Source organism: Exiguobacterium aurantiacum DSM 6208, from assembly GCF_000702585.1.
In the GTDB taxonomy this organism is placed as follows: Bacteria; Bacillota; Bacilli; order Exiguobacteriales; family Exiguobacteriaceae; genus Exiguobacterium; species Exiguobacterium aurantiacum.
In genome coordinates, this window is record NZ_JNIQ01000001.1 from 1,423,787 (window position 1) to 1,442,698 (window position 18,912).

At 53.5% G+C, this 18,912-nt stretch carries 18 protein-coding genes; 14 read left to right on the plus strand and 4 right to left on the minus strand.

Annotated elements, in window-relative coordinates; translation table 11 throughout:
- Positions 1–100 precede the first annotated feature (100 nt).
- Both P398_RS0107560 and P398_RS0107565 read left to right on the plus strand, forming a co-directional pair.
- Positions 101–850, plus strand: a complete 750-nt coding sequence (locus P398_RS0107560; RefSeq protein ID WP_235263319.1) for a MazG nucleotide pyrophosphohydrolase domain-containing protein — start codon at positions 101–103, stop codon at positions 848–850.
- A gap of 127 nt (positions 851–977) precedes the next feature.
- Complete coding sequence (locus P398_RS0107565; RefSeq protein WP_029334662.1) at positions 978–2,888, plus strand: N-acetylmuramoyl-L-alanine amidase; 1,911 nt, start codon at positions 978–980, stop codon at positions 2,886–2,888.
- A 132-nt stretch (positions 2,889–3,020) separates the two neighbouring features.
- On the opposite strand, the gene P398_RS0107570 is transcribed toward P398_RS0107565, so the two are convergent.
- From P398_RS0107570 to P398_RS0107580, 3 genes are read right to left on the minus strand one after another with little or no spacing between them, the layout of a single operon-like run.
- On the minus strand, positions 3,021–4,061 hold the full coding sequence (locus P398_RS0107570; RefSeq protein WP_029334663.1) for a ribonucleotide-diphosphate reductase subunit beta: 1,041 nt from the start codon (positions 4,059–4,061) through the stop codon (positions 3,021–3,023).
- Entirely contained in the window at positions 4,018–4,524 is a 507-nt protein-coding gene (locus P398_RS0107575; protein ID WP_024371294.1) for a flavodoxin domain-containing protein, read from the minus strand. The genes P398_RS0107570 and P398_RS0107575 overlap by 44 nt, the downstream gene beginning before the upstream one ends.
- Positions 4,525–4,553: 29 nt before the next feature.
- Positions 4,554–6,821, minus strand: coding sequence for a ribonucleoside-diphosphate reductase subunit alpha (locus tag P398_RS0107580; protein ID WP_024371295.1), 2,268 nt, complete (start codon positions 6,819–6,821; stop codon positions 4,554–4,556).
- A 509-nt stretch (positions 6,822–7,330) separates the two neighbouring features.
- Between P398_RS0107580 and P398_RS0107585 the strand changes: the two genes are divergently transcribed.
- The 12 genes from P398_RS0107585 to P398_RS0107640 all read left to right on the plus strand — a co-directional run bounded on the left by P398_RS0107585 (position 7,331) and on the right by P398_RS0107640 (position 17,290).
- Positions 7,331–7,564, plus strand: coding sequence for a DUF1871 family protein (locus P398_RS0107585; RefSeq protein WP_024371296.1), 234 nt, complete (start codon positions 7,331–7,333; stop codon positions 7,562–7,564).
- Between the two features lie 12 nt (positions 7,565–7,576).
- Positions 7,577–7,825, plus strand: coding sequence for a NifU N-terminal domain-containing protein (locus P398_RS0107590; protein ID WP_024371297.1), 249 nt, complete (start codon positions 7,577–7,579; stop codon positions 7,823–7,825).
- Positions 7,822–8,622 carry a glycosyltransferase family 2 protein gene (locus tag P398_RS0107595; RefSeq protein WP_029334664.1) on the plus strand — a complete coding sequence of 267 codons (801 nt, stop codon included), beginning with the start codon at positions 7,822–7,824 and terminating at the stop codon, positions 8,620–8,622. Before P398_RS0107590 ends, P398_RS0107595 begins: the two co-directional genes overlap by 4 nt.
- A gap of 3 nt (positions 8,623–8,625) precedes the next feature.
- A complete protein-coding gene (locus P398_RS0107600) occupies positions 8,626–9,120 on the plus strand; it encodes an Lrp/AsnC family transcriptional regulator (RefSeq protein ID WP_024371299.1) in 495 nt (164 codons plus the stop codon).
- A complete protein-coding gene (locus P398_RS0107605; RefSeq protein WP_024371300.1) occupies positions 9,117–10,301 on the plus strand; it encodes an aminotransferase in 1,185 nt (394 codons plus the stop codon). The genes P398_RS0107600 and P398_RS0107605 overlap by 4 nt, the downstream gene beginning before the upstream one ends.
- 58 nt (positions 10,302–10,359) lie before the next feature.
- Complete coding sequence (locus P398_RS0107610) at positions 10,360–11,610, plus strand: lysine N(6)-hydroxylase/L-ornithine N(5)-oxygenase family protein (protein ID WP_029334665.1); 1,251 nt, start codon at positions 10,360–10,362, stop codon at positions 11,608–11,610.
- A gap of 194 nt (positions 11,611–11,804) precedes the next feature.
- Positions 11,805–12,197 carry a S1 domain-containing post-transcriptional regulator GSP13 gene (yugI, locus tag P398_RS0107615; RefSeq protein WP_024371302.1) on the plus strand — a complete coding sequence of 131 codons (393 nt, stop codon included), beginning with the start codon at positions 11,805–11,807 and terminating at the stop codon, positions 12,195–12,197.
- 92 nt (positions 12,198–12,289) lie between these two features.
- Positions 12,290–13,288, plus strand: coding sequence for a Gfo/Idh/MocA family protein (locus tag P398_RS0107620; protein ID WP_029334666.1), 999 nt, complete (start codon positions 12,290–12,292; stop codon positions 13,286–13,288).
- Between the two features lie 68 nt (positions 13,289–13,356).
- Positions 13,357–14,520 (plus strand): iron-containing alcohol dehydrogenase, encoded by a 1,164-nt coding sequence (locus P398_RS0107625; RefSeq protein ID WP_024371304.1) that lies wholly within the window; start codon positions 13,357–13,359, stop codon positions 14,518–14,520.
- Positions 14,521–14,626: 106 nt separating this feature from the next.
- Positions 14,627–15,976 carry a glucose-6-phosphate isomerase gene (locus P398_RS0107630; protein WP_029334667.1) on the plus strand — a complete coding sequence of 450 codons (1,350 nt, stop codon included), beginning with the start codon at positions 14,627–14,629 and terminating at the stop codon, positions 15,974–15,976.
- Positions 15,977–16,077: 101 nt separating this feature from the next.
- Complete coding sequence (ytkD, locus tag P398_RS0107635; RefSeq protein ID WP_029334668.1) at positions 16,078–16,551, plus strand: RNA deprotection pyrophosphohydrolase; 474 nt, start codon at positions 16,078–16,080, stop codon at positions 16,549–16,551.
- Positions 16,532–17,290, plus strand: coding sequence for an alpha/beta hydrolase family protein (locus P398_RS0107640; protein WP_029334669.1), 759 nt, complete (start codon positions 16,532–16,534; stop codon positions 17,288–17,290). The genes ytkD and P398_RS0107640 overlap by 20 nt, the downstream gene beginning before the upstream one ends.
- A 33-nt stretch (positions 17,291–17,323) precedes the next feature.
- Here the strand turns inward: P398_RS0107640 and pckA are convergent, their stop codons facing one another.
- Positions 17,324–18,895: a phosphoenolpyruvate carboxykinase (ATP) gene (pckA, locus tag P398_RS0107645; RefSeq protein ID WP_024371308.1), complete on the minus strand. Its 1,572-nt coding sequence runs from the start codon at positions 18,893–18,895 to the stop codon at positions 17,324–17,326.
- Positions 18,896–18,912: the final 17 nt, after the last annotated feature.

The window sequence follows — 18,912 nt, forward strand, 5'->3', positions numbered from 1 at the left end:
TTCCGTACAATTGGATTGAGCATAGTATACCATGCGGCTGGTAAATAGAGCAGAAGGATAGGTGAAGGAAATGAGAGAGATACAACGACAAGTGGATCAGATGATCATTCATTTAGGGGGGTATTGGCGACCGTTGTCGGGCCTTGCCCGTTTGTTAGAAGAGGTCGGGGAAGTCGGGGGTGCGCTTCACGATGATGACAACACCGCGCTCGTTGAAGAGTTGCTAGACGTCTTCGTCATTTCGACGTGTCTCGCCAATCAGTATGCGATCACGCTTCATTCCCCGACAAGCGATGCCGACGATGCACCGATTCATGTGACGTATTTCGCGCTCGCCCGTGAAGCGGGGGAGGTCGCTCGCATTTTGAACGCATACGAAGGGGACAAAAAATTGAAGGCCACCGCCACACCGGGGTCGTTGCAGCGACACATCGAAGGCGTACAACGGGCAGTCGTAAAGATGGCCGAGCGGGTCGGGCTAGACGTATACGAATCGATCGGGGCACTCGTGGAAGAAAAGTCGTCGCGGGACTTCGGGCGGTTCGATCATACACCGGACCCGATTACCGAGCCGTCGGTGCGATCCTTTTCTCGTCATGTGACGGGACGGTATTGGGGCGGGATTGAACCTAAACCTTTCGAGACATTTGACCGATATAAAGAGAGAGAACATCATTTGACCCGTTTCTTTAAGGTCGCCCCTGTCGAAGGGTTGGACGGGTTTGTCATTCGTTTGCGTGATCAAAATTGGACGCTGACGGATGAGACGCTCAAATTAGCACCTGGGTTTTACATCACAGAAGAAATATATGGGAATGACAAATACATGGTCATTCGACAACTTAACTAAAAATCATTCCCCTTTTTATCAAAAATATTCATCTTTTTTTCAAATACTTACTTTTTTTTAAAAAGCATTATGCTAATATGAAGTTGTTGTTAGTAGTAAGTAGCGCGAGAGGAAAGGAATATTTTGGATGAAAATGAAACTATTGAAGGTTGCTCTTATCTTGTCGCTTCTTTTGTTCGGTGCCCAAATCCCAGCGGTTGAGGCCTCAACATTAGATGGCGAAACGACTGTCAATTTGAACGTACGTTCGACAGCAAGCACGACTGGAACGCTCATCACGACGTTACCGAAAGGTACAAAAGTAAAGTATGGGATTCATAACCAATCATGGCATAAAGTGTATTTAAACAATCGTACATACTATGCCTCGGCCCAGTACATCAAACCGATGACGGCGCCGACGACGGTGACGACCCAAGCTGCTTCGTCAACAGGCGTGACGACGGAGAACTTGAACATCCGTGTGACATCACATCGCGATGCCCAAGTCTTTACAACGCTCAAAAAAGGGACGGAAGTCCAGTATGCTCCCCATAACACATCATGGGTGAAAGTGTTTTTGAGCGGAAAGACGTATTATGCGGCAAAGGCGTATATCGCGCCGAAAGTCGTGGCGGCAGCCCCGCAAAAGCAAACCGGTTATACGAACCGGACGATCGAGTTGTTCAATCGGACGTTGCAGACATCTCCGGTCGTCAAGACGATTCCGGCGAACCGCACGGTCACGTTCAGCATCCACAACTCGAGCTGGTCGGTCATCTATGAAGGGACGAGCACTTATTTCACGCCGACGCGAGGCATCACGGCCGGCACGCTCCAACCATCGGTGACGAAAGAAAACGGTTATGCCAACCGCGAAATGAAATTGTTCGAAACGCGCAACCAAGCTTCAAAAGTTATGAAAGTTCTTCCACTGCATACACCGGTCGTCTCGAGTAAATATAATTCGAGCTGGTCGATCGTATACGATGGAAGTGCCACGTATTACACGCCGACGGCATGGATCACACCAGGGGCACCACCGGTCCAACCGCCGACGACAACGACGCCGGAACCGGCGAAAGTACAAGGGTATGCGAACCGAAACATTAACTTGTTCGGCCAAACCCATCAGAGTTCACCTGTCTTGCTCGTGTTACCACAGTTCACGGCAGTGACGTACAGCACGCACAACTCAAGCTGGTCGGTCGTCCATATCGGGACACAGACGTACTACACGCCGACATCATGGTTGACGGCTGGCACGGCACCGTCAGCACCAGTCGCCTTACCGCAAGGAAAAGTGTTCACGAACACACCGGGCGATGCGTTGAACGTTCGTTCGACGGCGTCAGCAAGTTCTGCCATTCTCGGCAAGCTCGCTCACGGGACGCAAGTCGACCATTACGGATTGACGAACGGCTTCTATAAGATCAAGTACAACGGGCGCGACGGCTTCATCTCGGCGGCGTTCACGATGGCGACGAAACCGAGCGTATCGAGCGGTGCTGTCATCGTCCTAGACGCCGGCCACGGCGGAACCGACCCGGGTGCCGTCAGCGGATCGCTGTATGAGAAGACGGTCGTGCTCGACGTCACGAAACGCGCTGAAGCGTACTTGCGTTCGAAGTACGACTATCAAGTACGTTTGACCCGTTCAACGGATGTTTATTTGACGCTCGACCAACGTGTACAAATCGCCAAAAACCTTCGAGGAGACTTGTTCGTCAGCTTGCATGCGAATGCGGCGACTTCGTCAGCGGCCAAAGGGATTGAGACGTTCTACTCATCATCTTCTGCCCATAGCGCCCGGAGCCGCGTGTTAGCGACAAACATTCAATCGAACTTGGTGTCGTCGATGTCAGGCATGACGAATCGTGGTGTCAAAACGGCTAACTATTACGTCATCCGTTACAACACGATGCCGTCAGCGCTCGTCGAACTTGGTTTCATTTCTTCTCCGCAAGATATCATTCATTTACGTAGCGATGCATCACGTCAGCGCATGGCTGAAGCCGTCGCTGAAGGAATCGCTCAATACGTCAGAGCATACCACTGATTCTGACCTGCTCGCGCAGGACGATGTCAACAAGCCCTCGACCACGGTCGGGGGTTTTAGTTTTGTCAAGAGACAAAAGCACAAAAGCGCAGGACTCCATCTGAATGATGGGGTCCTGCGCCTGTTTGTGGCTTATAAGTCGTCGAAGCCGTTGGCGTCCGTGACTTTCGCGTAAGAGCGAGATTTTTGTTCGAAGAAATCGGATTTCGTCGCATTGAGCGAGTCGTCCGAGTAAGCGCGGATCCAAGGCATGACGTCTTCATTGAAGCCTTCATACAAGTCGTTCAAGCCGATGACGCGTAAGCGCTTGTTGGCGAGGTACTTGACGTAGTCGCGCATCTCGCTGACGTCGAGGCCGTCGAGGTCACGGAGGACATATTCGCACCACTCGATCTCTAAGTCGACCGCTTCTTTCATCGTGTCATAGACGAATTGGCTGAAGCTGCCGTCGGCGTCGATTTCCGGGTTCTCCGTCAAGACGGCGCGGAGCAGCTGGCTGACGAAGTACGAGTGTTGCATCTCGTCACGTTGGATGTAACTGATCATCGTCGACGTGCCGACCATCTTCTGGTGGCGGGCCAAGTTATAGAAGTAGGCGAAGCCGGAATAGAAGTTGATCCCTTCGAGAATGATCGAGGCGACGAGCGATTTGGCGAACGTTTCAGCCGTCTGCTCGGCCCGGAAGTCTTCGTATAAGTCCAAGATGAACTGGTTCCGTTTCATGACCATCTCGTCGTCTTTGGCGATATCGAAGATGCGATTTTGTTCGCTGAGCGGGACGAGGCTCGAGAGGACATAACTATATGATTGGTTGTGGACGACTTCTTGTTGGGCGATGACCGCCAGCACCGCATGGACCGATGAGTCAGACGAGAACATCGACGATTCGAGGATGTAGCGCGTCTGGACCGAGTCAAGGATCGACAACAAGCCGATGATGCGTTTGAACGCGTCTTGCTCGCGCTCGCTCAACTGAGGCCATTGCTGCATGTCTTTTGACATCGAGATCTCGTCTGGGATCCAGAAGTTCGAGAGCAACTGTTTATAAATCGTGTAAAACTGCGGATAGGCGATATCGTTCCAGTTGACGATGGAACTCGTCTCGCCCCCGACGATGGCTGTCGCCCGGTTAGGATGTTTGGGCGACAGAAGTTTGATCTTTTGAATGGTCATAAGCGTATACTCCTTCTTCGGCGTTTCGTGCCAACCGCTCCGTCCAGTGGCGGACGTTGTACGGCTGGTTGCGCGGCGACTGTTCGATTTTCAACAGTTCGCCGACGAGGGGGATTCCATATTTCGAAAGGTGGTACGCCATTTCGTCAACGGCTCGACAGAAGTGGACGAACATTTTATCACCGGTGCCGAACACGGCAGCTTGTCGGATCGGAACGGACAACTCCTTCAAGACGAGGCGGAACGTGTCTTTCATCTCGTCAGGGAGCACCCCGTCGGCCCACGTGTATGACCCGAAGTAGACGAGGTCATACGACGCAAGTGACATCGCTTCCCGATGCCCGATGCGATCGGTCTCGAACGTGACGACCCGGTCGCCGCGTTCGAGGTGGGTCGCCTCGACGAGCGCGGCGACTTCCTCCGTATTTCCGCTCATTGAACTATAAACGATTGCGATGTTCATGGTCGGTCCCACCTTTCTTTCCACTCAACTTATGAAGAGCAAGACTCACACTCGTCGACTTCGACGGTCGTCGAGCGCGTGTAATAGATTGATTTCATGCCGAGCGACCATGCCTCGAGATGCATCGTGAGGAGTTCGGTCGCCTTGACATCGTTTTTGACGTACAAGTTGAAACTGATCGCTTGGTCGATGTGGCGCTGACGTGCCGCGTTCTGACGGATGCTCCAGAGCTGGTCGACTTCAAACGCTGATTTATAGAACCAGTTCGTTTCTGGGTTAAGATCAGGTACCGTGACCGGGATCTTATAGTTTTTCTTCTCTTCCGAGTAGACTTTCTTATATACCGGGTCGATCGATGCGGTGCTGCCGGCGATGATAGCCGTCGATGAGTTCGGAGCGACAGCCATCATGTAGGCGTTGCGGACACCGTTTTGATGGACCGCTTCGGCGAGGCCGTCCCAGTCGAGGTCGTCGTGTGAACGGTAGTTGCGGCGCTTGAAGTACTCACCCGTATGCCATTCAGAGCCTTCGAACACGCGGAACGCGCCTTTCTCTTTAGCCAGTTCCATCGACGCCTGGATCGTGAGGTAGGCGATCTTCTCATACAGCTTTTCTGCATACTGGACAGCGTCGACCGACTCCCAACGGATCCCCTCGAGGGCGAGCAGGTGATGCCAGCCGAACGTACCGAGACCGACGGCCCGATATTTTTGGTTCGTGATCATCGCTTGCGGCACTTCGATCGTGTTCAAGTCGATGACGTTATCGAGCATCCGCATTTGAATCGGGATGAGTCGTTCAAGGACGTCCGACTTGACGGCGCGGGCCAAAGCGATCGAGCTCAAGTTACAGACGACGAAGTCGCCTGGCGTCTTCGTGATGACGATTTTCCCGTCCTCGGTATACTCCTCGTCGATTGTCGTCGGCGACATGTTCTGAGCAATCTCTGAGCAAAGGTTCGAGCTGTAGATCATGCCGGCGTGTTTGTTCGGGTTCGCGCGGTTGACGGCGTCCCGGAAGAACATGTACGGCGTGCCGGTCTCGAGTTGCGAGCGCATGTACCGTTTGACGAGGTCGATGGCCGGGACGCTCACACGCGAGAGTTCCGGCGTATTGACGCAAGCCATATATTTCTCCGTGAACGAACCGCCGTTCTCCGTCTCGTCGTAGAAGTCTTCAAGGCTGAAGCCCATGACCGTACGGATCTCGTGCGGGTCGAACAAGTGCCAGTCACCGCGGGCTTCGACCGTACGCATGAACAAGTCTGGCAAACAGACGCCTGTGAACAAGTCGTGCGTCCGGAGGCGCTCATCACCGTTGTTCAGTTTCGCGTCGAGGAACTCGAAGATGTCCTTATGCCAAATGTCGAGGTAGACCGCGATTGAGCCTTGGCGCATGCCGAGCTGGTCGACCGATACGGCTGTGTTGTTCAACTGCTTCATCCAAGGGAGGGCGCCGCTTGAGACGCCTTTGAATCCTTTAATGTCACTGCCGCGTGAGCGAATCTTGCCGAGGTAAACGCCGATTCCGCCGCCGCCTTTTGAGAGTGTGGCGACGTCCGTGTTCGAGTCATAGATCCCGCGGAGCGAATCGTCGACCGTGTCGATGAAGCACGAGCTGAGTTGGCCGTAAGACTTGCCGGCGTTCGATAACGTCGGCGTCGCGACTGTCATATATAGGTTAGAGAGCGCCCAGTAAGCCTCTTCGACGAGCTTCACGCGCTGCGCTGCGTTTTCTTTTTGCATGAGCGTCATGGCGATGACCATGAACCGCTCTTGCGGGAGCTCGTACAAGTTTTTGACGTGGTCGCGTCCGAGATAACGGTCCGACAACGTCCGGAGCCCAATGTATGTGAACAAGCGGTCACGCGACGGATCGATCAACGTCTCTAAGTAATCGATGTCTTCTTTCGAATACGTGTCGATCAAGGCGGACGTGAAGATACCTTTCTTCGTGAGCGTCTCGATCATCGGATAGAGAGCACCGTAACGCATCGACGCATCGTAGCCGCGATTGCGTGCCGCTTCCAAGTAGAGGCGGTTCAAGTACATCTCGGTCGCCACGAACGTCCAGTCCGGCTCCTCGGCCTTCAACATATCGAGGGCGTGCATCGTCATGAGGTCATATACTACATCTTGTGTCAGTGTTTTAGATTCGAGCGCTCGAACCAAACGTTCTTCATATCGTTCCACACTGAGTTGTGGGTAGCGTTGTGTGATGGATTGGATCAAAGTCGAGACGTCTGTGAGCGTTGGTGTCACAGGCAACATCGTCTCGTGGTGGATAGGGGATGTCAAAATGATCACTCCTTCTTAAGATGTAGATATTATAAAGGTATAACTCGGAATACCGTGCATACCGTCAATATAGAGATAAGCGTCGTTTTTGCTTTTAACTATATATTGACGTTTTTTTGTCTTTTTAATCATAAATCACCTATATTTAGTTTTGCAATCCTTGACATTCACCAAACCGTTTCACGGTATATTGCTTTCACCGTAAAATGGCGCTGTCATCCGATTTGAGATGGGATTTGAGATAGAAAAAAATTTATATGCAGTCGCTCGGGTGACGGCGCTGATTTTTATGTAAGCGGTCAATTGAGTCGAAAGGAGAAAGAAAACACACATGTGATTATTTTCACGTATAATTGCCTCCACCTTTTTGACGACGTCCGATTACTATATATAGAAGGTCGACACTTTTGAAAAGAGGGAAATCAGAGCGGGCGCTAGCGTCTGGAGGGAAAGTGAGGTAGATTGAGGAGGTAAGGTTTGAAATGAGCTTAAAAAGAAGGGTTTAACAAATGAGAGCAGAAGACTTATTATTAGCATGGGACCCACTCGGTTACGGGGTAGGGTCGTATGGACCAGAGTTTGATGACATCGTGGTGGCGCTCACGCAACTCGACACAGAAGGCGAATTGGACGCACATATCCGACACGTGTTGACGGATGCGTTCGGCGAATGCCCGCCTGAGTCGGAGACACGCGCCATGGCGAGACAATTACTCGCGTCTTCACAATCTTGTCAACTATAAGGGGGAACTTACATGTTACGAATCGATCCAACACCTAATCCAAACGCAATGAAAATCACACTTCCAGAAAACGTCTTCGGCACGAAAAGCCAAAGCGTGAAAGCAGGCGAGGCGACAGACCAACCGCTCCTCGCGAAACTCGTTGAAATCGAAGGCGTCGAGAGCGTCTTCGCGTATGGTGATTTCGTCACCGTATCAAAAGAGAACGGCGTCAGCTGGGAAGCGATCTTGCCGCACGTCGAAACCGCTTACCGCGGATGAACCCGCTCGTTTCAATCGTCATCCCGGTTTATTCGCGGGAGACGGAACTGACCGAACTGCTCGAAAGTCTCGTCGTCCAGACGTTTCAGCAGTTCGAAGTTATCGTGATCAATAATGACGGGCCGCCAAAACAACATCTTTTGGCGCCTTTTTTGAATCGCTTGTCGATTCGATTGGTAGAACTCGGAGAGAACCATCACGTCAAGGCCCGAAACCGTGGCGTGAACGAGGCGAAAGGTAATTATATTTTGTTGCTCGATGACGATGATTTGCTCATGCCACAACACATCGAGCAGGCGCTTCGAGACATCGAGACGGCCGACCTCGTCTTTCCTGACGCCGAACTGTTTCGTTTTGAATGGAAGGACGGCCGCCGTGTCGTCACCGATTGGGAACCGTTCGCCTATGACCTCGATTTCGAGCGCCTCCGGCAAGACTCGACATATATCCCGTCCGGCACGTTATACCGGAAACGGATTCACGATAAGATCGGTCCGTTCGATGAGTCGGTGTACAACTACTGGGACTGGGACTTCATTTTGCGGGTGAGTGAGCACGGCACGATCGTTCATCCGGCGCGGGCGACCGTGCTGTACGCGTTCAACGGCAGCGACAACTTGTCGGCGAAACAAGATGAGACGCGCCGCCGCTACTTTGATCGTTTCTGTCAAAAGCACGGGCTCACCGATATGGAGATGAAAAATTTTCACATCGTCCAGTCCGAGCGACGGGAATTTGTGAGACCGACAGAGAGAACGTTCACAGGGGCATTCCCCGGTAGAACGGAAGGAGAATAAACCATGTATACATCAAAAGAACTAGAACTTTTAGAGTTGCTTGAAGAAAAAGGATATCTCGAGACGAAGATGCTCGCCGAGATGCTCGCCACCGATGTCGCGACGGTCGAGGCGATGCTTGAGAAGTTCAAACAGGACGGGATCTTACTCGGATTCCGGGCCATGGTGAACTGGCAAAAAATCAACCGGCATGACGTCACAGCGTTCATCGACGTCAAAGTGACACCGAAACGCGGACGCGGGTTCGATGAAGTCGCCGAGCGGATTTATCGCTTCCCTGAAGTGACGGCGCTTTATTTGATGTCAGGCGCCTACGACTTGCAAGTCGTCATCCGGGCGAACTCGCTCCAAGACGTCGCCTCGTTCGTGTCCGACAAACTGTCGCCGCTCGACTCGGTCGTCTCGACGACGACGCACTTCAAGTTGAAGACGTATAAACATGACGGCATCTTGTTCACCCCGCAAGTCGAAGACAAACGGTTGAACATCACGCCATGAAGTCGCTATCAAATCAAGTCGTCTCGATGAAGCCGTCCGGCATCCGCCGTTTCTTTGATTTGGCACAAACGATGGAAAACGTCGTCTCCCTCGGGGTGGGGGAGCCTGACTTCATCACACCGTGGAACGTGCGTGAGGCGAGCTACGCGGCGCTTGAACAAGGCTATACCGCCTATAGCGCCAACGCCGGACTGCTCGAATTGAGACAAGAGATTGCAAGTTATATGAAAGAACGGTTCGACGTCGAGTACGACGCCGGCACCGAGCTGATCGTCACGACAGGAGCGTCTCAAGCGCTCGATATCGCGTTCCGGGCTTTGTTGAACCCTGGGGATGAAGTCATCGTCGTCGAGCCGGCGTTCGTCTCGTACGGACCGCTCATCGAATTGGCGGGCGGAAAAGTCGTCCCGGTCGCATGTCGTCCCGAGACGGGTTTCCGTTTGAACCGTGACGACGTCGAGGCGGCGATCACGGAACGGACGAAAGCGATCTTGCTCTGTTTCCCGTCGAACCCGACTGGCGCGACGATGACCGGTGAAGAACTCGGTCAAATCGCGGAGCTCGCGACGAAGCATGACCTTTGGGTCGTCAGCGACGAGATTTATGCGGAGTTGTCGTACGATGAGCCGTTCACGAGCTTTGCGACGCTTCATGATATGCGCGACCGGACAATCGTCGTCAACGGCTTCTCGAAGGCGTTCGCGATGACGGGATGGCGACTCGGCTTCACGTGCGCACCCGAAATCGTGACGCGCGAGATGCTCAAAGTTCATCAATATGGGATGATGTGTGCCCCGACGCTCGTCCAGTTCGGCGGGCTCGAGGCGTTGCGGAGCCGAGACCAACACGTCCCGAAGATGGTGAAGAGTTATCGTCAGCGCCGGAACTATTTCATTCAAGCGCTCAATGATGCCGGACTACCGACCCATGTGCCGGGAGGAGCTTTTTATGCGTTCCCGTCGATTCGGCATACGGGTTTGTCGAGTGAAGAGTTTGCCGAGCGGCTCTTGCTCGAGGAGCGGGTCGCCGTCGTACCGGGCAACGCGTTCGGGGCGAGCGGGGAAGGGTTCGTCCGCGCGAGTTACGCGACGTCAATCGAACAGTTACAAGAAGCGATTCGTCGCATCGACCGGTTCATGAGCCAGTTCGAAGTGACCGTCACATCAGACTCTCAGCAATGAGAGTCTGTTGACGTTTTATTGCGATAATGAATGGGAATAAAGGGGCGAGGTGAGGGAAATGGAACGAGTGGATTTTGTCGCCGTCGGTTGTGGGCCCTACAATTTAGGGTTGATGGCGTTGGCGGACAAGACGACGTTACGAGGCGTGTGTTATGAACAACGAGCCGAGATGATGTGGCACGAGGGGATGCTGATTGATGGGATGACGATGCAAACGCATTATTTGCAGGATCTCGTCACGGTCGCCGACCCGACGAACGAGGCAAGTTTTTTAAATTATTTGAGTGAGACAGGGCGACTGCAGACGTTCATCACGCAAGAACGAAACACGATTCCTCGGACGGAATACAATCGTTACCTTAGATGGGTGGCCGAGAGCCTGTCGACCGTCAAGTTCGGTCACCGGGTGTCGGATGTGACGGCCGACGAGGAAGGGTATGTCGTGACGGTCGAGTCGAACGGACAGACGACGCAACTTCGTGCTGCACACGTCGTGCTCGGTACGGGCATGACGCCGCTCGTTCCAGACGGCTTCGAGCAAGTCATCCATACGAGCGAATATATGACATATCGGGATGTGTTGAAAGACAAGTACCGTGTCGGCGTCGTCGGGAGTGGACAAAGTGCAGCGGAAGTGTTTCTCGACTTGCTGCGTGACGCGACAGATGAGCAACGGGTCGATTGGATTACTCGGTCGGACCATTTCGAGTCGCTTGAGGCAGGGAAGTTAGGCGATGAGATTTTTAGTGTGGACTACGTTCGTTACTTTCACAGCTTATCGTACTCGTCACGACAAGCGTTGCTCGGGTCGTTCGAACGGTTCCGGCACGGGGTCAACCCGGAGACGATGACAGCGATTTATGAGACGATGTATCATCGAACGGCAGAAGGTGGGCCGACCGGGCAGCAAACACAATTACTCACGCAAGTTGAAGTCGAAGCGATCACTTATGATTGGTTGACCCATCAGTTGACAGGTAAACATGTGTATACGGGAGAAGCGGTTGAACGGACGTACGACCTCGTCGTCGTCGCGACGGGATATCGTCCGCTTCTTCCGTCTTGGATTGACCGATTGCCAATCGTATGGGAAGCTGAGGATGCATGGCGAGTAAGTGAAACGTATGAGGTCCAGATGGAAGAGAAGCTAAGTGGGAAGTTGTTCACGCATACGAACATCGAACATTCACACGGTCCTGCCGCGACGAACCTCGGCATGGCGGTGTATCGAAACGCGATCATCTTGAATGAAATGGCGGGGGAGACGCTGTACAAAGTAAGCGTACAGAAGCCGTTCACAACGTTTTGAACAAAAAAAGGGCTAGGCCTCAGCCTAGCGGAATCAGGGGGGAATACTTGAAGTCTTGCTTGATTTGTATTTACCCCGAGGTCCAACTTTAAAACGTAAAAATGTTTCCGAATAATCTTTTTTACTAATTTCTACACTTTATCGAAAAAAGTATGTTATAGTAAGTTGATGAATTTAGCATAGGAGTGTTTGTAATGGCAAAATACGAAAAAGATCAAGTTTTAAAAGGTAAAGTAACAGGAATCCAACCTTTCGGTGCGTTCGTCGCACTCGATGACGAGACTCAAGGTCTTGTCCACATCTCTGAAATCTCACACGACTACGTGAAAGACGTGAACGAGTACGTTCAAGTCGGTCAAGAAGTTGAAGTGAAAATTCTTGAAGTTGATGAAGCTTCTAAGAAAATCAAGCTTTCAATGAAAGCGACACAAGAAGCTCCAAAACGCGAAAAGTCGGCTAAACCGGCTCGTCGTGGTGGCCAACGCCGCAACGAAGCTTCTAACTTCAAGCAAGAAGAAGCACCAGGCTTCACTGTCCTCAAGGACAAGCTCGAAGACTGGATCAAAAACACGAACTTCAAAAAGTAAGTGATTGAGACGACCTATTCGTAGGTCGTCTTTTTTTTGTACAGGAAATTGGGCACTCCTTCCCGAACAGTACAAAAAAAGGAGGGATTGTCATGAACATCGGAATCATTGGAACAGGAGGGATTGCCACTTCGGCCCACATCCCGCAATATATCGCGGCCGGCGCAAACGTCGTTGCCGTCATGAACCGGACCCGCGAGCGCGGTGAGGCGGCGGCCCGACAATTCGGGATCGAGCGCGTGTACGGGACCGTCGAAGCGATGCTTGAAAACGAGACGCTCGATGCCGTCAGCGTCTGTACGCCGAACGCGCTTCATAAAGAGCAAGTCATCGCGGCGCTTGCGGCCGGTTGCCACGTCCTTTGCGAGAAGCCGCCCGCCATCTCTGCCCGTGAAGCGATGGAAATGCTAGAAGCGGCCAAAGCGGCGAACCGGACGCTCCATTATGGGTTCCATTACCGGCATCGTTCAGATACGCAACTGTTGAAACGAATGATTGAGGCAGGTGAACTCGGTCATCTCTATGCGGCGACCGCACTCGCGCTAAGACGTCGCGGTATCCCGGGATGGGGCGTGTTCACGGACAAAGAGCTGCAAGGGGGCGGCGCGTTATTGGACCATGGCGTCCACATGCTCGACTTGGCGCTTTACTTGATGGGGTACCCGAAACCGGTCGACGTGATCGGACATATCGGTCAATATCTCGGGACACGACCGGGTGTCGGCTTGATGGGGACGTGGGATCCGGACACGTTTTCCGTCGAGGACACGGCACGGGCGATGGTGAAGTTCGAGAACGGTGCGTCGCTCTTATTTGACGGGAGCTTCATGGCCAACGTCGGTCCAAGAGACACGATGCGGGTCGAATTACGGGGTACGGAAGGCGGGGCGACACTTTTCCCTCTCCACGTCCACACGGAAGCGTACGGTGCACTGTTCGATCAGACGCCGGCCCATCTCGAACATGTCGACCCGTATGCCGTCCAAATTCAAACGTTCCTTGACGCCTGCCAGCGAGAGCCGGAGTTTGAGCAAGGGGAACAGGCTGTCATCCTGCACACGATCATCGATCGCATCTACGGGGAGGCGTGATGCTTTTCATTCGAGAAAAACAGGGTATATAGTGTAGGTGTTACATATTTTCGTGAGGAGGATGAATCATGCACAACTTTGAATACAAAAACCCGACGAAACTCATTTTCGGGACACATCAAATCGAAAAATTGGCCGGTGAGCTCAAAGCGCTCGACGCGAAGAAAGTGATGCTCGTCTATGGAGGCGGGAGCATCAAAAAGAACGGGACGTATGAAGAAGTCGTCGCCGAATTGAACAACGCCGACATCGACTTCGTCGACTTCTCGGGCGTCGAACCGAACCCGCGTATCGAGACGGTGCGCCGTGCGGTCAAACAAGCGCGTGAAGAAAACATCGACGCCTTGCTCGCCGTAGGGGGCGGATCGGTCATCGACTGCACGAAACTGATCTCGGCGGCCATTCCGTACGATGGCGACGCATGGGACATCGTGCTCCGCGACCACATCCCGACAGAAGCGGTCCCGTTCGGAACGGTGCTCACGCTCGCTGCTACCGGTTCTGAGATGAACTCAGGCTCGGTCATCACGAACTGGGAGACGCAAGAAAAATACGGCTGGGGTCATCCGCTCGTCTATCCGACGTTCTCGATCCTCGACCCGCGTTACACCGTATCGGTACCGAAAGACCAGACGATTTACGGCATCGTCGACATGATGAGCCATTGCTTCGAACAATATTTCCACCCGAACGATGCGCCGGTCCAAGAGCGCATGACCGAAGGTGTGTTGAAAGCGGTCGTCGAGTCGGCGCCACAACTCGTCGATGATTTAGAGAACGTCGATTTGCGCGCCATCATCTTGTTCTCGGGCACGATCGCCTTGAACGGCGTGTTGCAAATGGGCGCATCAGGTGACTGGGCGTCTCATAACATCGAACACGCCGTCTCGGCCGTCCACGACATTCCCCACGCCGGCGGTCTCGCCATCTTGTTCCCACGCTGGATGGAGCACGTCCTTGATGAAGGCAACGCGGCGCGCTTCGCTCGCCTCGGGACAGAAGTGTTTGACGTCGAGTCAGGAGAGAACGACATGGAGACGGCACAACGGACGATCCAAGCGATCCGTGCGTTCTTCGACAAACTAGGTGCGCCGAGCTCGCTTCGTGACTACGATATTGACGAGTCGACGTTTGAGGCCATCCTTGACTCGGCGATGAAACGCGGGTCGTTCGGACGTTTCCGTACGCTCGAGCGGGAAGATGTGGCAGCCATTCTTGAGTTGAGCAAATAAGGCGATTTCATGCCTATTTTGCAATAATGATTGAACGAATCCGGCGTTTCCGTTTATGATGAGTCATGTATGGCTCTTTGATGAGCGATTTAAAGGAGGAAATGATATGTCAACTGTACGTTTCGATTATTCTAACGCCCTGTCTTTCGTCGGGGAACATGAGATCGATCAAATGCAAGAAACGGTAAAAGCACTTCACTCGGTCATCCACGAACGCAGTGGGGCGGGCAGTGATTTTCTAGGCTGGGTCGACCTTCCAACGAACTTCGATACGGACGAGTTCGCCCGCATCAAAGCGGCAGCGGAGCGGATCCGTACCAACTCGGACGTTCTCGTCGTCGTCGGAATCGGCGGTTCTTATCTCGGTGCCCGCGCGGCGATCGAGATGCTCCAACACTCGTTCTTCAACGTGTTGTCAAAAGAAGAGCGCCAAGCGCCACAAGTGTTCTTTGCCGGACATAACATCTCGTCAACTTACATGACAGAGTTGCTTCACGTCTTGAAAGACAAAGACGTCTCGGTCAACGTCATCTCAAAATCAGGGACGACGACTGAACCGGCCATCGCTTTCCGTGTTTTGAAACAGTTCATGGAAGAGAAGTATGGACAAGACGGCGCCCGTGACCGCATTTATGCGACGACGGACCGGGCCCGCGGTGCCTTGAAGACGCTCGCTGACGCTGAAGGCTACGAGACGTTCGTCATTCCAGATGACGTCGGCGGCCGTTTCTCGGTCTTGACACCGGTCGGATTGCTTCCGATCGCAGCTGCCGGAATCGACATCGACGCCCTCATGGAAGGCGCCCGTGACGCGGAGAATGCGTACAGTTCACCTGAGCTTTCAGAGAACGAGGCGTATCAATATGCGGTCGTGCGTAACGCCATGTATGCGAAAGGCAAGTCGATCGAGCTTCTCGTCAACTACGAGCCGGCTCTACACTATGTCTCAGAATGGTGGAAGCAGCTTTATGGAGAGTCGGAAGGGAAAGACAACAAAGGGATCTTCCCGGCGGCGGTCGACTTCTCGACAGACCTTCACTCGATGGGGCAATACATCCAAGAAGGACGCCGTGACTTGTTCGAGACGGTCATCCGTGTCACGAACGTTCGCCACACGATGAACGTGCCGGAAGACGCGCAAGACCTTGACGGCTTGAACTTCCTTGCCGGCGAGACGATCCAATTCGTCAACGACAAGGCGGCAGAAGGGACGCTCCTCGCCCACACGGACGGAAACGTTCCGAACCTCGTCGTCGAATTGCCAGAAATGACACCGTATCACCTCGGCTACATGTTCTACTTCTTCGAGAAGGCATGTGCGATGAGCGGTTACATCCTCGGTGTGAACCCGTTCAACCAGCCAGGCGTTGAAGCGTACAAAGCGAACATGTTCGCGCTTCTCGGAAAACCGGGCTATGAAGAGCAAAAAGCAGAGCTTGAAAAGCGTTTGAAGTAATGAGTTCAAGTCGATCCACTTCGGTGGATCGATTTTTTTGTTTGAAACTAGGGTGAGACAAGGTAAAGTGAGAGTAGACACGGGAAAGAAAGGGATGGACTATGTTGACATTCACGGACTACTATCATAATCAAGTCGAGTTGAGCTTTACCCACTATCCGTTCTCAGACAAACCGCTTCACGTCTGGGTTGTCGCCCGTTACGGCGCCAAATGGGTTTTGACGAAACATAAACAGCGAGGTCTTGAGTTTCCGGGGGGAAAAGTGGAGCCTGGGGAGCATGAAGATGACGCGGCCATCCGCGAGGTGTTCGAAGAGACCGGGGGCGTCGTCGAGTCGCTCCATTATCTCGGACAATACCGGGTGCTCGGACGGGGGGACACGGTCATTAAAAACATCTACTTCGCCGTCATCGAACGGTTCGAGGACCATCCGGCCATCGAAGAGACGGACGGCGCCGTTCTTCTCGATGAGTTGCCGAAAAATCTGCTGCGCAACCATCAGTACAGTTTTATGATGAAAGACCGGGTGCTCCCGGAGACGATGAAGGTGCTCCATGCTAAGAAAATGGTTTGACCGGGTCGAGGTGCTCCCGCCTTATGCGGGGTACCCGGTCCATCGTGGATGGTACGAGACGCGCGACGGCGAGGACGTCGTCGCGTATACGATCACACCGAAACGTCCGAACGGACAAGTCCTCTTTTATTTGCGCGGCGGTACAGGTCGAATCGGCGATGTGCGGCTTCCTCGCTTGATGCAGTTCGCCGCCCGCGGCTTCCACGTCGTCGCCCCGGTGTACCGTGGCAATCATGGAGGGAGCGGGAAAGAGGATTTTGGCGGAGACGATTTAGAAGACGTGTTGTCACTTTACGACCGGGTCGAGAAGACATGCCCGACGATCCACGCCCTCGGTTTCTCGCGTGGCGGCATGATGGCGCTCTCTTTGGCCGCGGCGCGCCCGCTCACCTCTGTCACGTCATGGGCGGGGGTGACGAACTTGGCATGGACGTATGAAGAGCAGCGGACGATGCGTAAGATGCTTCGCCGCATGACCGGGGGCGACCCGGAGACGGCTAGCGAGGCGTATATCGAACGATCACCGCTATTTAAGGAGTGGCAAGCCCCGACGCTGCTCATTCACGGTACCGATGATGAACAGGTGCGGTTGCGTCACGCGACGGCAGTCGCCGAAAAGCTCGGGGCGCAAGCCGAGCTGTGGGTCGTGCCGTTCGCCCATCAACTGCCATTTTGGAAAAAGTGGGAGACAACGGAACGGGCGATGGATTGGATGATCGAGAAGATGACAAAAAAATGACTAGTGCCGCTCGAGGCACTAGTCATTTTTCTGTTAGAAGACGATCGGGCCGGCCGCGACGACCGACTCACTCGCTTTTGTGAATCGTTTGAAGTTGTCTTGGAACTTATGAGCGAGCGCTTTCGCCTCGACATCGTAACGTTCAGCATCTTTCCACGTCTCCCGTGGATTGAGCACGTCTTGAGGCACGCCTGGGATGTCGAGCGGGATCTCCACGTTGAAGATGTCGTGCCGCATCGTCTTGACGTCACGTAGTTCGCCGTTGACGGCCGCGTTCACCATCGCCCGTGTATAGGCGAGCTTCATGCGCGATCCTTCTCCGTACGCGCCGCCCGTCCAGCCGGTGTTGACGAGATAGACGTCGACCTCATGCTTCTCGATCAACTTGCCGAGCATATCAGCGTAGCGCTCTGGTGCGAGCGGCAAGAACGGTGAGCCGAAGCAAGTCGAGAACGTCGCCTGCGGTTCGGTGACACCGCGCTCGGTGCCGGCCAGCTTGGACGTATATCCAGAGAGGAAGTGATACATCGCCTGTTCTTTCGTCAGCTTGCTGATTGGAGGCAACACCCCGTAAGCATCGGCCGTCAAGAAGACGATTGTGTTCGGATGACCGGCTCGCGATGGAAGCATGGCGTTATCGATGTAGTTGATCGGATATGCCGCGCGCGTGTTCTCCGTCAATGAGATGTTTTTATAGTCCGGGGACCGGTCATCGTTCAACACGACGTTCTCGATGAGTGATCCGAAGCGGATCGCATCATAGATTTGCGGTTCGTTCTCGCGTGACAAGTTGATCGTCTTCGCGTAGCAACCACCCTCGATGTTGAAGATACCGTCCGGTGACCAACCGTGCTCGTCATCCCCGATGAGGTGGCGTTCCGTGTCAGCTGAAAGCGTCGTCTTCCCAGTCCCGGACAGTCCGAAGAAGAGGGCTGTCTCGTTCTCATCGTTGACGTTTGCCGAGCAATGCATCGAGAGGACGTTTTGCTCAGGCAACAGGAAGTTCATGACCGAGAAAATGGACTTCTTGATTTCGCCACCGTATTCTGTTCCCCCGATCAGAATTGTACGTTTGGCGAACGAGACGAGGATGAACGTCTCGGAGTTCGTCCCGTCAACGGCAGGATCAGCCTTATAACTCGGCGCATAGATGACCGTGAACGGGTCAAAGGCGCCTTTAGTCGGCCATTCCCGTAAGAACAACTGCTTGGCGAACAAGTTGTGCCATGCGTATTCTGTGATGGCCCGTACCGGTAACGTGTAATGTTCGTCAGCCCCGGCTGACGCCTCGAGGTAGTAGAGCTTGTCTTTCGTTTCGAGGTGGGCGAGCACTTTGTCGAGCAGTGCCGAAAACTTCTCTTCGGCGATCGGTTGGTTGACTGGACCCCAGTCGACCAAGTCGTTGCTAACTTCATCTTTCACGACGAATTTGTCCTTTGGTGACCGTCCTGTGAATTTGCCGGTACTGACGGATAAAGCCCCGTCTTTTGTCAGTACGCCTTCCCCGTTGCGAATGGCCTCTTCCACTAGTTGCGGAACCGTCAAGTTCCGTAATACATCGGCACCGTTAATTAATTCTTCGATTTTCAGGAGCGTTGTCGCCATCCCGAATCCCACCTTTC